Below are 12,337 nucleotides of genomic sequence, written 5' to 3'. Positions count from 1 at the left end.
TTGCCTGTCAGCCGAGGAAGGCCGCCTTGCTGGCGGCGATAAAGTCTTCCAGCGATGTCGTCTTGCGGCCGGAGAGCGCTTCGGCATCCAAGGTGACCGTGGCGATCTTGCCTTCGCGCGTATTGGCATCGAAGGAGACGACGGTCGGGATGAAGCCTTCCGGCAGGCCGGCGGCTTTCAGGCCTTCGGCAAGCTGCGCATCCGTGACCTGCACGACCTTCAGCGGCTTTCCGGTCGCCCCGGAAACCAGCGCGGCGATCTCTTCCGCCGTGCGGCTCTTCGTGCCGGTCAGCGTATAGGTCTGGCTTTCGTTCCCCGCCTTCAGAAGCGCGCCGGCGAGGGCGGCGGCGGTGTCGGCGCGGGTGATATGGGCGATCCGGCCGGTGCCGGTCGAGGTGTACCAAGCGCCGGTCGTGAGCGCATGCGGCAGCGACTGGAAGAGGTTTTCCGCATACCAGCCGTCACGCAGGATCGTATAGGGGATGCCGGTCGCCTTGATCGCCTCTTCGGTGCCGAAATGGTCGGGGGCGAAGGTGACGAGCGAATCCTCCGGCTGCGGCATCGACGTATAGAGAATGTGCTTCACGCCGGCCTTCCTGGCGGCGGCGACGGCGGCCGTGTGCTGGACAAGGCGCTTGCCGGGTTCCATCAGCGCGTCGGTGGAGATGATCAGCACCTTGCCGGCCCCGGCGAAGGCGGCATCGAGCGAGGCCGGATCGTCGAAGTCCGCCGCGCGCACGGTCACGCCCCTTGCGGCATAGTCGGCGAGCTTTGCCGGATCGCGGGTCGTGGCGACGATGCCGGCGGGGGCGACCTTGCCGGAGGCGAGGAGGTCGTCGAGGACGAGGCGGCCGAGCTGGCCGGAGGCGCCGGTAACGAGAAGCGTGTCGGTCATGTCTTTCCCTTTCTGGCAGGGCTGGCGAAAGGGCCTCATCCTGCTGCATGTTGGTCTCTTATTGAGACTTGCTCTTATCTGGTAATCTGATAGAGCGTGTAAAGAAGGCAGTTTTTTCTGCGGTGGTTACCTGGAGGGAACCGGCTATGAACAGGATCGTCGACAGCGCGCGGGGCGAGCGCGTCATCCTCATCGATGGCGTGGCCATGTCGATGGACGATTGTCCCGTCCGCGATGTGCTGGCCAGCGTCGGCGGCAAGTGGACCTCGCTGATGATCATCGGCCTTGCCGACGGGCCGCGCCGCTTCTCCCAGCTGCGCCGCTTCATTCCCGACATTTCGCAGCGTATGCTGACCCAGACGCTGCGCGACCTGCAGCGCGACGGCTATCTCACGCGCACCGTCTATCCGACGCAGCCGCCGAGCGTTGAATATCAATTGACGCCGCTCGGGCACTCCTTCCTTGCGCTCCTGCGCTCCCTCGTGCAGTGGTCTACCGAGAACCATGCCGCGATAAGGGCCGCGCGGGCGGCCTACGACGCGGAACAGGCATGACGCTCCGGTAAGCCGGAGCCAATCGGGGAAGGGCATGAAGCCACTGGATATCGGCATTGCCGGCGCGGGGCCGGCGGGGCTTGCCGCCGCATTGTTTCTCGCCCGGGGCGGCCATCGCGTGGAGCTTATCGAACGGTTCGAGCGGCCGTCGCCGGTCGGTTCCGGCCTGCTGATGCAGCCGACGGGCCTGACGGTGCTGGAGGCACTCGGCCTTTCCCCGGCAATCCATGCCCTCGGCAACAGGATCGATCGGCTGCATGGCGCGGATGCGCGTAGCGGCCGCACCGTGCTCGACGTCCGCTACGATGCGCTGGCCGGTGGGCGCTATGGCCTTGCGGTTCATCGCGCCGCTCTCTTCTCGACATTGCACGACGCCGTCGTCGCCGAGGGCATTCCCATCCGCACCGGCATCACGCTGGCAAAGGCCGAGACGCGGCACGCCCGCACGGCGCTGCACGACGGCGAGGGCGAGATCGTCGGCGACTACGACCTGGTGATCGACGCGACGGGCGCACGCTCGCAGCTTGCGGCGGATTCCATCGCCGCGCCGCGCGTGAAGGAACTGCCCTGGGGGGCGTTCTGGGCGACGCTCGACTGCGAAGGGATCGCGCACGAGCCGCGGGCGCTCAGCCAGCGCTACGATGCGGCGAAGGTGATGATCGGCGTCCTGCCCGTCGGCCGGGCGCATCCGGGCGAGGGCGACAAGGTCGCTTTCTTCTGGAGCCTCAAGACGGCGAATGCCGAGGCGGTGAGGCAGGCGGGGCTCGACCGCTGGAAGGCCTCAATCGCCGATTACTGGCCCGAGACCATGCCGTTCCTCGACCAGATATCGGATTGGGACCAGTTGACGCTGGCGCGCTACGCGCACCGCACGATGCTGCCGCCCCATGCGGACGGCATCGTCTTCATCGGCGACAGCGCCCATTCGACCAGCCCGCAGCTTGGGCAGGGGGCGAACATGGCCCTGCTCGACGCGGCGACGCTGGCGCATGCCCTATCGTCGGCGGCATCGCTGGACGAGGCGCTTGCCGCCTATGCCGCTGCACGGCGCGGCCATGTGCGTCTGTTCCAGCTTCTCTCCTACGTCTTCACGCCGTTCTACCAGTCGGATTCGCGCTCGATCGCCTGGCTGCGCGACCGGCTGGTGGCGACGGTCGCGCGGATTCCGCCGGCGCCGCAGATCCTTGCGGCCATCGTTTCCGGCACGCTGGCCGACCCGTTCACGCAGGCGGGCCTTCAGGAATGCCGCTGGCCCGAACTGCGGCTTGCCTGACCGCAAAAACAAAAAGGGCCGGTTTCCCGGCCCTTTCCGATGCGAATATTGCGAAAATCAGGCTGCGGACAGCTGATCGGCCGACATCTTGCCGGACTTGCGGTCGCGAATCAGCTCGAAGCTGACCTTCTGACCTTCGTTGAGGCCTGCGAGGCCTGCGCGCTGTACGGCGGAGATGTGGACGAATACGTCCGGTTCACCGCTGTCCTGCTGAATGAAGCCGTAGCCCTTGGTCGTGTTGAACCACTTTACGGTGCCAGTTGCCATGACGAAACCTTTCCTGAACCGTCAAATCAATCGTCGGTCGCCTGAGGCGACCATGGGTGGTCGAATTTGAAGGGGAAGTCGTCAAGGTACAGGCGGTCGCCTGCAAATGCAGAAGTCAACGTTCAAATCGATGCGGGAGAAATAGGGGGTTCGGTGGAAACGGTCAAGATCGTGCGCGCGTGCGAGGCGCCGCCGAACCTGAAAATATCAAGCCGCGCCGGCTTCCCCCGGAGAAAAGGCGTCTGCAGGGCGGGCGGAAAGAAGGCTCCGTTTCCGGAGCCTTCCGATTCGCTTCAGGCGGGCCGCCGCTTGTCGACGCGGTGGTGGTCGAGGAAGGCCGCGATTGCGGCCTCGCCGCAAAGGCGGCGCTGCTGGGTAAAGGCGGTGGCGATGCGCGCGGCATCGCCGAAGGTGACGATTGCCGTCTCAGCGCTCCCGGGCGCGCGGGTGAGTGTGTCGGTCACGATATCCGCCATGGTGCGCGGCAGGATGTCAGTGCAGTCATGCATGCGTTCGAAAACGGTGCCGATGGGCACGATCTGGTCCTCGAAGATCACCATCGGTTCGGCGCGCTCGTCTTCCCAGGCATCGAGCGCCTCGAGGGCATTGCCGAAAAGTTGCTGCAGAGTGATGGGAGCATGTCCTTCGTGAAGGTCGGGCAGGAAATTCAACATTTTCTGTCTCCTTGGCGTAAGGGCGTTTCGCTTCGTACTCCTACTGAATTCCCGGGATGCAGGCTTGCCGGCGGGTCGGCGCACGGATTGCTGCGTCGCGGGTCTCACAAATCTTAACAACAGGAAACGGATTGGGAAGCGAAAAATATTGTCCGCTCCCGGCCGCCTGGCAGTTAGCGGTAGAGTTTTGTTTCAAAACAGCGACATAGCAGGAAGAATATTTTTGTTCCCGTTGTGCGCTGCAGCGATGCCGCTCCGCTATCCTGCGCCGTGAACCGGTGTACATCATCCGCAAATCACTTCCTTTCGTTTCCGGCGAAGAAGGCTGTTGACCGGAAGGGGGGACATCGCTAGAACATGCCGAACCGTACGGTACGGTACGCATCGAAAGTGGATGATATCTTGCAGACGCTGGAACAGGGCAGGGCAGGCGCAGCCGCCGCGGGACTGACGGAACGTCAGGGCGCGGTGCTGGAGCGTGCGCTCGGCCTTCTGGTCGAGGGCGGCGAGCGGGCGCTGACGACGGCCGGTGTCGCGCGTGCGGCCAACTGTTCCAAGGAAAGCCTCTACAAGTGGTTCGGCGACCGCGACGGGCTGATCTCCGCGATGATCACCTACCAGGCCGGCAAGGTGCGCACCGTCGAGGTCGATGCCGGCAAGCTGACGGCCGAAACGCTGCGCCAGAATCTCGTCGCCTTCGCGCGCGATCTGATCGACGTGCTTTCCGGCGAGGTCTCTCTGGCGCTGAACCGTCTTGCCATCGGCCAGGCGAGCCGCGAGGGCGCCGGGCTCGGCCGCCTGCTGCAGGAGCGCGGCCGCCGGCAGATCGGCAAGCGCGCCGCGGCGCTGCTGGAAGCCGGCCGCAAGGCGAAGCTGCTTGCTTTCGATAGTGCAGACGAGGCATACGGCACGCTCTACGGCCTCATCGTTTCGGACATGCACCTGCGCATGCTTCTGGGAGAAGATGCCGCAGCGCTCAAAAAGGAATTCTCGCCGCGTGCGGAGAGGGCTGTGGAAGCCTTCCTGACGCTTCACGGTGCGAAAGGATAAGCCGGCAGGAAACCGCCGGTTCGGATCAAACAGACCAGCTAAGGGAAGGAACCATCGATGCGCGTCTATTACGATCGTGATGCCGATCTCAACCTCATCAAGGCGAAGAACGTCGCCATCGTCGGCTACGGCTCGCAGGGCCGTGCGCACGCTCTCAACCTCAAGGATTCCGGCGCCAAGAACGTCGTGATCGCGCTCAAGGCCGGTTCGCCGACCGTCAAGAAGGCCGAAGCCGATGGCTTCAAGGTCATGACCGTCGCCGAAGCCGCCAAGTGGGCCGACCTCCTGATGATGGCGACGCCGGACGAACTCCAGGCCGACATCTACAAGGCCGACATCGCCGGCAACATCCGCGACGGCGCTGCCATCGCCTTCGCTCACGGCCTCAACGTCCACTTCGGCCTCATCGAGCCGAAGGCTTCGCTCGACGTCGTCATGATCGCGCCGAAGGGCCCGGGCCACACGGTTCGCGGCGAATACCAGAAGGGCGGCGGCGTTCCCTGCCTCGTCGCCGTTCACCAGAACGCTTCCGGCAACGCGCTTGACGTCGCTCTGTCCTACGCCTGCGGCGTCGGCGGCGGCCGTTCGGGCATCATCGAAACCAACTTTAAGGAAGAGTGCGAAACCGACCTCTTCGGCGAACAGGTCGTTCTGTGCGGCGGTCTCGTCGAACTGATCCGCGCCGGTTTCGAAACGCTGGTCGAAGCCGGCTACGCTCCGGAAATGGCCTATTTCGAGTGCCTGCACGAAGTGAAGCTCATCGTCGACCTGATCTATGAAGGCGGCATCGCCAACATGAACTACTCGATCTCCAACACGGCAGAGTGGGGCGAATACGTCACGGGTCCGCGCATCATCACCGCCGAAACGAAGGCCGAGATGAAGCGCGTCCTCACGGACATCCAGACCGGCAAGTTCACTTCGGACTGGATGCAGGAATGGAAGGCCGGCGGCGCCCGCTTCAAGGGTATCCGCCGCAACAACGACGCGCACCAGATCGAGGAAGTCGGCGCCAAGCTGCGTGGCATGATGCCCTGGATTGGCAAGAACAAGCTGGTCGACAAGGCCGTCAACTGATCATCCCTGCCTTTTGCAGGACAGGAAGCCGGGTGGATATTCCGCCCGGCTTTTTCATGCGGGTCGCGCATTCTTCGAGCGAGCCATGGTGCAGTGCATATTTTCGAACATTGCGGCGCAACAAGTAATAACCTTGCGAAAACCTCCCTTTAGGAACAAAATACGAGAGTGTTTCGTTCGGCTGTCAGGAGGATAGTGCGATGACCACGATTGCTCAATACTTCGCATGGTTCGACCTTTTCATCCTTTGCAGTATAGCTGCACTGGTGCTGGTCAGCCTTTATACCGACCGGGCAACCTGAAAGCCCGGCACACGTGAAACGGACGCCGGCCGGCCCTTCGGATGGCAAGAGTAGTTTTGCGTAAAACCTTGGGCGTTTGCCCACTTTGTTTTGGCGAGAATATTTAGGTCAGCATTGTTGACATAAATTCATCGTCGTGATGAGGTGCGGGTCAAACAACAGCCCGAGGAAAACCCTATGTTCGAATGGGACAAGGCCTTCGCGACACGTGCGTCGCGGATGAAGGCATCCGAAATCCGCGAATTGCTGAAACTCCTGGACCGGCCGGACATCATCTCCTTCGCCGGCGGCATCCCAGACCCCGCGCTGTTTCCGAAGGAAGCCTTTGCGGCGGCCTATGCCGATGCGCTTGCGGGCGAGGGCGCGGCGGCGGGCCTGCAATATTCCGTCAGCGAGGGCTACAGGCCGCTGCGCGACTGGCTGGCCGGCGAGATGGGCAGGATCGGAATTCCCTGCACGGCGGAGAACGTCTTCATCGTCTCCGGCTCGCAGCAGGGGCTCGACTATCTCGGCAAGCTCTTCCTCTCTCCGAAGGATACGGCGCTCGTCACCTGGCCGACCTATCTCGGCGCGCTGCAGGCCTTCAACGCCTATGAACCGACCTATGACCGGCTGAACCTTTCCGGCAACCGCACGCCCGAAGCCTACCGCGCGACGGCGGCGGAGGCGAGCGGGCGGGTCAAGTTCGCCTATCTTTCCGCCGACTTCGCCAATCCGACCGGTGAGACGGTGGATCGCGCCGGCCGCGAAAAGCTGCTTGCGCTTGCCGAGGAGCTGGACATTCCCGTCATCGAGGACGCGGCCTATCAGTCGCTGCGTTACGATGGCGAGGCCATCCCGCCGATCCTGGCGCTGGAGATCGCCAGGAAGGGCGATATCGACGCCGCGCGCACCATTTATTGCGGCAGCTTCTCCAAGACGCTCGCGCCGGGCCTTCGCGTCGGCTACATCGTCGCGGCCGCGCCGGTCATCCGCAAGCTGGTGCTGATGAAGCAGGCGGCGGACCTGCACTCCTCCACGATCAACCAGATCGCCATCGCACATGTCGCCGAGCGCGGTTTCGACGCGCAGGTCGCGAAGATCCGCGCCGCCTACAGCCAGCGCCGCGATGCCATGCTGGCGGCGCTCGACAGGTACATGCCGGAGGGCGTGAGCTGGACGCGGCCCGAGGGCGGCATGTTCGTCTGGGTGACGCTGCCCGCCGGCATGGACGGCGCGAAGCTGCTCGCCCGTTCCATCGACACGGAGAAGGTCGCCTTCGTGCCGGGACAGGCCTTCCATGCCGACGGCAGCGGCGCCAACACGCTGCGTCTCAGCTTCTCCTGCGCCGATGCCGCGACGATCGAGGAGGGCATTTCCCGCCTCGGCCGGCTGCTGGGCAGCGAGCGCATGGCGGCATGATTGCCCCTCACCCTAACCCTCTTCCCGCCAGCGGGGAGAGGGAACTTGCCCCACGCGACGTTGAAGGTTTGGAAAACGGTGCGGCATATCTCCTTCTCCCCGCAGCCAAGGAGAAGGTGCCGGCAGGCGGATGAGGGGCACCTTAATCACCAAGGCAAGCCAGCGCCGATTCGAAGACCAGGTCCGGCAGAACCCCGAACGTATAGGGCGCGTGCACACGCTCCCACTTCTGGTGATAATCACGCCCCCACGGCCCGATATTGACCGTCGGGAAGGAAAGCAGCCCTTCCGGCACATCGTCGGTGAAGGCCGGCGAGGGGGTATTGGCGGCCAGCAACCCGGTCTCGCCCGCATCCGGCCGGTGGCCGAAGAAGCTCATGTCGGAAATGCCGGCGAAGATCTGCTTGAACTTGATCGCGGTGCCATGCCTGCGCGCGGTCTCGTCCATCACGCGCCTGAACCTTTCCCTGAGGTCGCGTCCCGCCCCGGACTGTTCGAGATGCACCAGCGGATAGTGCAGGCTGCCGAAGCCGACGATCACGGCCGGCCCCTCGATGCCGGCCTCGGTGGCTGCGGCCGAGACGATTTCGCGGCTGACCTTCAGCGGATCGGTGCCGCCGGAAAGCGCCCGGTCGAGCGCGGCGAGACGCGCCAGTGCATCCGCCCCGCCGCGCGCTTCCACCCGCTCCACAAGCGCGGCATAGGTCAGCACGAGGCCTTCCGTCCTGATGGGCTCGCGGCCCCGGTAGCGGGCGGCGTTGGCGTCCTGCACATCGAGCGCCGTTCGCAGCGCGCCGGAAACGGTGGCGTGGAACTCGGCGAGGATATCGCCGGCGCTGCGGCGGTGCGTCAGCCAGTTGAAGGACAGCCAGACGCGGTCCGGCGTCGTCACGTCATAGCCGTCGCGGATGTCGCGGGCTTCCAGGCACACGGGCGGCGGTGAGCGCTCGCCGAAGGCCTCGTCGCTGAGTTCCGGCACTGTGTCCATGGCGCGGGTGATCTCGGCGCTGATGCGGTGGGCGCTGGTGCCGTTGAACGGATAGCCGGCATGGGTCGGCCGGCCGATGACGAAGGCGAAGGGCGCGAACTTGCCGATGGAGCCGAGATAGACCGCCCGGCCTTCCTCGCCGTCGCGCTCGCAGCTCGACGCGTCGAGATTGATGCCGGCGACGATGTCGAGATCGAAGCGGCGCGCGATTGCGGGCAGGGCGTTGCGCAGGCTGCGCATGCCGCGCGAGCGGTTCTCCTCGTCGGGCGTCGCGACGAAGAGGATGTTGCCGTCCGGCGCCTCCAGCCCGGCAAAGCGCTCCAGCGCCGCGATGCCTGCGGCGAGGCCGCTCTTCATGTCGAGGAGGCCCCGCCCGGCGATGAAGTCGCCGCTCTCGAAATCCTCAAGCGCCTTCTCCTCCGCTCTATTGAGGGAGCGGCTGCGAAGCTCCTTCGTCAGGGCCTCCGTCAGCGGCTCGGGATCGCAGGCGAGCGAGGCAAGCGTGCCGTAATTGGCGATGGAGACCGTATCGAAATGGCCGGCCAGCACCACGGTTTTCCGCCCGCTTCCGCGCACCAGCGCGACGACGCTCCGGGTCAGCGGCTCGCCGTGGCTGTCCACGGTGAAGAGCCGGTCCGGGTGGCGGCGGAAACAGGGCGTTTCGGCAAGATGCGCCCGCAGCCGTTCGGAAAAGTCCGCCTCGTCCGGCGAGCCCGTCACGCTCGGCCAGCGGGTCATCATAAGGGAGAGTTCGCGCGTGCGGGCGGCGGCGGTGCCGAGGGCGGTTTCGTTGGTCATGACGGGCCTGCCGAAAGCTGTTGCATTGAAGGAAAGGGAAGGCTAGCCAAGAGCGATGGCAGGCGAAACGGCAATTTCCTGGAAAAATCGCAGGCAGTATTGTCGTTTCGGCAGTTGAAACTGGCATTTCGGCAGGATCGATGGACACGACGGACCGCAAGCTTCTCGCCCTTCTGCGCAAGGATGGCCGCGCCTCGCTTTCGGCGCTTGCGGCGGAGCTGAAGGTTTCCCGCGGCACCGTGCAGAACCGCATCGACCGGCTGGAGCGCGACGGCGTCATCGCCGGTTTCACCGTGCGGGTGACCGAGGCAGACGATCCCCATGCCGTGCGCGCCGTCATGATGATCGAGATCACCGGCCAGAAGACGCTCGCCGCGATAAAGGCGCTGCGCGGCATACCGGAGGTGCGCGCGCTCCACACCACCAACGGCGCGTGGGACCTCATCGCGGAAATCCAGGCGGAGAACCTCGTCGAGTTCGAGCGGGTGCTGCGCGGCGTGCGTGCCATGGATGGCGTGTCGAAATCCGAGACGAGCCTGCTGCTGACCACCCTTTAAGATTCCGCGTCCGGTTGGTGCGAAAAGGCGCTTTCCATTGCCGGTCAGCCGGTTACACTCGGCAGGCCTATCCGGAAGGACCTCATGTCGCTACGCCTTGCCACCTTCAACATCGAAAACCTCATGACCCGTTTCGATTTCACGGGTTTCCGCAATCAGACTCGCCAGGATCGCGTGCTGCGCCTTTTCGACATCCGCAACGAGGCGGAATACCAGCGGCTGGAGGAGGCGCGCACCATCGCGCATACGGACGATGCCCGCCAGCACTCGGCGCTCGCCATCGCCGATGCGGATGCCGACATTCTCTGCCTGCAGGAGACCGACAACATGGCCGCCCTGCAGGCCTTCGAATATGGCTATCTCTTCCGCATGGTGGGCAACGGCTACCGTCAGAAATACCTCATCGAGGGCAATGACAGCCGCGGCATCGACGTCTCCGTGCTGATGCGCGAGGAAACGCGCGACGGCCAGCGCATCGAATGCGTCGATATCCGCAGCCATGCCGGCGTCACCTATCGCGATTTCGGTCTCTATACGCCCGATCTCGGGCCGGGCATCGACCAGAACGACAAGATCTTCAAGCGCGATTGCCTGGAGATGGACCTGCGCATCGGCGGGCGGCCGCTGACGCTCTATGTCGTGCATTTCAAATCGATGGGCCCGGGGCGGGACGGCATGGACGGCCGCCAGTCCACCATGCCCGTGCGCATGGCGGAGGCGCGGGCCGTGCGCCGCATCGTCGAGGACCGATTCGGCCTCGGCCGCACGGCGGACAAGGCATTCGCCATCTGCGGCGACATGAACGACTATCAGGAAAAGCTCGCCATCGAGGGCGACAGGCGCAATGGCTATCGCTTCATCCCGCGCAAGGAGGACGTCAGCGCGCTTGATGCCTTCACCGCGGATGGCTTTGCCGTGAACCCGATGCTGCGCCGGCCGGTGGACGACCGCTGGACGCTCTATCACAGCCGCGGGCCGGAGGAGCGCCATCTCTGCCAGCTCGACTATATCTGGCTTTCGCCGTCGCTTGCCGAGCGCAATGCCCACCATGTTCCGGAAATCATCCGTGCCGGCCAGCCTTTCCGCACGCTCTTCCCGCCGGGGCAGGAGGTGGAGCGCTATCCGCGCGTCGGCTGGGACCGGCCCAAGGCCTCCGATCACTGCCCGGTGGTCATGACGCTCGACCTGTGAGCCGCCCCGCGGCTCATTTCCACTTGCCCGCGGCCGGCCGCTCGGGCAGGCTTACGGCCGAAAATCGAATAGGGAGAATGCTTTGTCCCGCCGCTACGCCATCTACGACGTCTTCACCGACACGCGGCTTGCCGGCAACCCGCTGGCGGTCGTCTTCGATGCCGAGGGTCTCGACGACGATGCGATGCAGCGCATCGCCGGGGAGTTCAACCTGTCGGAAACCGTCTTCGTGCTGCCGCCGGAAAAGGCGGGGCATACCGCGCGCCTGCGCATCTTCACCCCCGGCCGTGAGCTGCCCTTCGCCGGGCACCCGACCGTGGGGGCCGCGATCGCCATCGCCGAAGCGGGCGAGGGCGGGCGGGAGCCGCGCGACCAGGTCAGCGTGCTGGAGGAGAATGTCGGCCCGGTGCGCTGCGCCACGCGCCTTGCCGGCGGCAAGGCGTCCTTTGCCGAATTCGACCTGCCGCGCAAATCCGCGCGGCTCGACGCCGCCTTCGACAAGCAGGCGCTCGCGGATGCGTTCAGCCTGAAGCCGGCGCAGATCGGTTTCGAAAATCACGTCCCGTCGCTGTGGAGCGCGGGCGTCGCCTTCGTGATGGTGCCGGTGCACGATCTCGCCGCGGCGGCGGCCGTGGAGTTCGATCCGATGCTCTGGGAGCGTTGTGCGCCCTTCGCCGAGGGGCGGCTCGCATCCGCCTATCTCTATTGCCGCGCCGGCGTGAACCACAATGCGAAGTTCCACGCCCGCATGTTTGCGCCCGACATGGGCATCACCGAGGACCCTGCGACCGGCTCGGCCGTCGCCGCCATGTCCGGCGCCATCCATTTCTTCGACAAGCTGGTCGACGGCCACCACCCGTTCCTCATCGAGCAGGGCGTCGAAATGGGCCGCCCGTCGCTCATCCACCTCCATCTCGACATCTCGGGCGGAACGATCGCCGGCGCACGCATCGGCGGGGAAGCCGTCCGCATCGCCACCGGAACGCTGGATTTGTGACGCCTTTTTTGCGCTGCGGAAGAAATTTGCGCCAAGACGCATTTTTTTCAAACCGCGGTATAGACAAGCCCCCAGAACGCCTTTATACGCCCCTCCAGCACCGCAGCAGCGGTCAAGTGGGTGATTAGCTCAGTTGGTAGAGCAGCTGACTCTTAATCAGCGGGTCCACGGTTCGAGCCCGTGATCACCCACCATTCTTCCCTTTAAGAAGAATGGGTTACGCTGATTTTCTCTTGTAATACATTAAATGTGGACGCTTCTGGCGGCATGCGACTGCATCGCCACCGTTAGGTTCTGGCAGCCGGCCGATTTG

The 12,337-nt window shown here is 64.8% G+C and carries 12 protein-coding genes and 1 tRNA gene; 9 read left to right on the top strand and 4 right to left on the bottom strand.

Annotation, left to right across the window (positions count from 1 at the left end; all coding sequences use genetic code 11):
- Positions 1-7 precede the first annotated feature (7 nt).
- The gene (locus ACZ48C_RS09275) at positions 8-895 is read right to left on the bottom strand and encodes an SDR family oxidoreductase (RefSeq protein WP_464780923.1); all 888 of its coding nucleotides are present in this window, start codon (positions 893-895) and stop codon (positions 8-10) included.
- A gap of 146 nt (positions 896-1,041) precedes the next feature.
- Here ACZ48C_RS09275 and ACZ48C_RS09270 point away from each other — a divergent pair, with 146 nt between their 5' ends.
- Together ACZ48C_RS09270 and ACZ48C_RS09265 are read left to right on the top strand one after the other, a co-directional pair.
- Positions 1,042-1,449, top strand: a complete 408-nt coding sequence (locus tag ACZ48C_RS09270) for a winged helix-turn-helix transcriptional regulator (protein ID WP_119256062.1) — start codon at positions 1,042-1,044, stop codon at positions 1,447-1,449.
- Positions 1,450-1,483: 34 nt separating this feature from the next.
- Entirely contained in the window at positions 1,484-2,722 is a 1,239-nt protein-coding gene (locus ACZ48C_RS09265; RefSeq protein WP_464780922.1) for an FAD-dependent oxidoreductase, read from the top strand.
- Between the two features lie 57 nt (positions 2,723-2,779).
- Here the strand turns inward: ACZ48C_RS09265 and ACZ48C_RS09260 are convergent, their stop codons facing one another.
- Positions 2,780-2,989, bottom strand: coding sequence for a cold-shock protein (locus ACZ48C_RS09260; protein ID WP_119256064.1), 210 nt, complete (start codon positions 2,987-2,989; stop codon positions 2,780-2,782).
- Between the two features lie 293 nt (positions 2,990-3,282).
- Entirely contained in the window at positions 3,283-3,663 is a 381-nt protein-coding gene (locus ACZ48C_RS09255) for a BRA0787 family protein (RefSeq protein WP_464780921.1), read from the bottom strand.
- Between the two features lie 402 nt (positions 3,664-4,065).
- Here ACZ48C_RS09255 and ACZ48C_RS09250 point away from each other — a divergent pair, with 402 nt between their 5' ends.
- The 3 genes from ACZ48C_RS09250 (at position 4,066) to ACZ48C_RS09240 (ending at position 7,493) form a co-directional block, all read left to right on the top strand.
- Positions 4,066-4,713 (top strand): TetR/AcrR family transcriptional regulator C-terminal domain-containing protein, encoded by a 648-nt coding sequence (locus ACZ48C_RS09250; protein WP_245424788.1) that lies wholly within the window; start codon positions 4,066-4,068, stop codon positions 4,711-4,713.
- 57 nt (positions 4,714-4,770) lie between these two features.
- Positions 4,771-5,790: a ketol-acid reductoisomerase gene (gene ilvC / locus ACZ48C_RS09245; protein WP_119256067.1), complete on the top strand. Its 1,020-nt coding sequence runs from the start codon at positions 4,771-4,773 to the stop codon at positions 5,788-5,790.
- A gap of 479 nt (positions 5,791-6,269) precedes the next feature.
- Positions 6,270-7,493, top strand: coding sequence for an aminotransferase-like domain-containing protein (locus ACZ48C_RS09240; RefSeq protein ID WP_464780920.1), 1,224 nt, complete (start codon positions 6,270-6,272; stop codon positions 7,491-7,493).
- A 142-nt stretch (positions 7,494-7,635) separates the two neighbouring features.
- Here the strand turns inward: ACZ48C_RS09240 and ACZ48C_RS09235 are convergent, their stop codons facing one another.
- A complete protein-coding gene (locus tag ACZ48C_RS09235) occupies positions 7,636-9,279 on the bottom strand; it encodes a M20/M25/M40 family metallo-hydrolase (protein WP_464780919.1) in 1,644 nt (547 codons plus the stop codon).
- Positions 9,280-9,419: 140 nt separating this feature from the next.
- On the opposite strand from ACZ48C_RS09235, the gene ACZ48C_RS09230 reads away from it, so the two are divergent.
- The 4 genes from ACZ48C_RS09230 (at position 9,420) to ACZ48C_RS09215 (ending at position 12,218) form a co-directional block, all read left to right on the top strand.
- Positions 9,420-9,836, top strand: coding sequence for an Lrp/AsnC family transcriptional regulator (locus ACZ48C_RS09230; RefSeq protein WP_119256069.1), 417 nt, complete (start codon positions 9,420-9,422; stop codon positions 9,834-9,836).
- Between the two features lie 84 nt (positions 9,837-9,920).
- A complete protein-coding gene (locus tag ACZ48C_RS09225) occupies positions 9,921-11,027 on the top strand; it encodes an endonuclease/exonuclease/phosphatase family protein (RefSeq protein ID WP_464780918.1) in 1,107 nt (368 codons plus the stop codon).
- Between the two features lie 82 nt (positions 11,028-11,109).
- Complete coding sequence (locus ACZ48C_RS09220; RefSeq protein WP_318912310.1) at positions 11,110-12,024, top strand: PhzF family phenazine biosynthesis protein; 915 nt, start codon at positions 11,110-11,112, stop codon at positions 12,022-12,024.
- 118 nt (positions 12,025-12,142) lie between these two features.
- Positions 12,143-12,218, top strand: a tRNA-Lys gene (locus ACZ48C_RS09215).
- The last annotated feature ends 119 nt before the right edge of the window (positions 12,219-12,337 follow it).

It is taken from the genome of Shinella sp. 1A1 (assembly GCF_055379515.1).
This window is presented reverse-complemented; position numbering and strand designations above follow the sequence as displayed.

Coding starts and splice junctions, on each gene's coding strand:
- ACZ48C_RS09225 (WP_464780918.1), top strand. CDS start 9,921: ATGTCGCTACGCCTTGCCACCTTCAACATCGAAAACCTCATGACCCGT.
- ACZ48C_RS09240 (WP_464780920.1), top strand. CDS start 6,270: ATGTTCGAATGGGACAAGGCCTTCGCGACACGTGCGTCGCGGATGAAG.
- ACZ48C_RS09275 (WP_464780923.1), bottom strand. CDS start 895: ATGACCGACACGCTTCTCGTTACCGGCGCCTCCGGCCAGCTCGGCCGC.
- ACZ48C_RS09260 (WP_119256064.1), bottom strand. CDS start 2,989: ATGGCAACTGGCACCGTAAAGTGGTTCAACACGACCAAGGGCTACGGC.
- ACZ48C_RS09235 (WP_464780919.1), bottom strand. CDS start 9,279: ATGACCAACGAAACCGCCCTCGGCACCGCCGCCGCCCGCACGCGCGAA.
- ACZ48C_RS09270 (WP_119256062.1), top strand. CDS start 1,042: ATGAACAGGATCGTCGACAGCGCGCGGGGCGAGCGCGTCATCCTCATC.
- ilvC (WP_119256067.1), top strand. CDS start 4,771: ATGCGCGTCTATTACGATCGTGATGCCGATCTCAACCTCATCAAGGCG.
- ACZ48C_RS09265 (WP_464780922.1), top strand. CDS start 1,484: ATGAAGCCACTGGATATCGGCATTGCCGGCGCGGGGCCGGCGGGGCTT.
- ACZ48C_RS09255 (WP_464780921.1), bottom strand. CDS start 3,663: ATGTTGAATTTCCTGCCCGACCTTCACGAAGGACATGCTCCCATCACT.
- ACZ48C_RS09230 (WP_119256069.1), top strand. CDS start 9,420: ATGGACACGACGGACCGCAAGCTTCTCGCCCTTCTGCGCAAGGATGGC.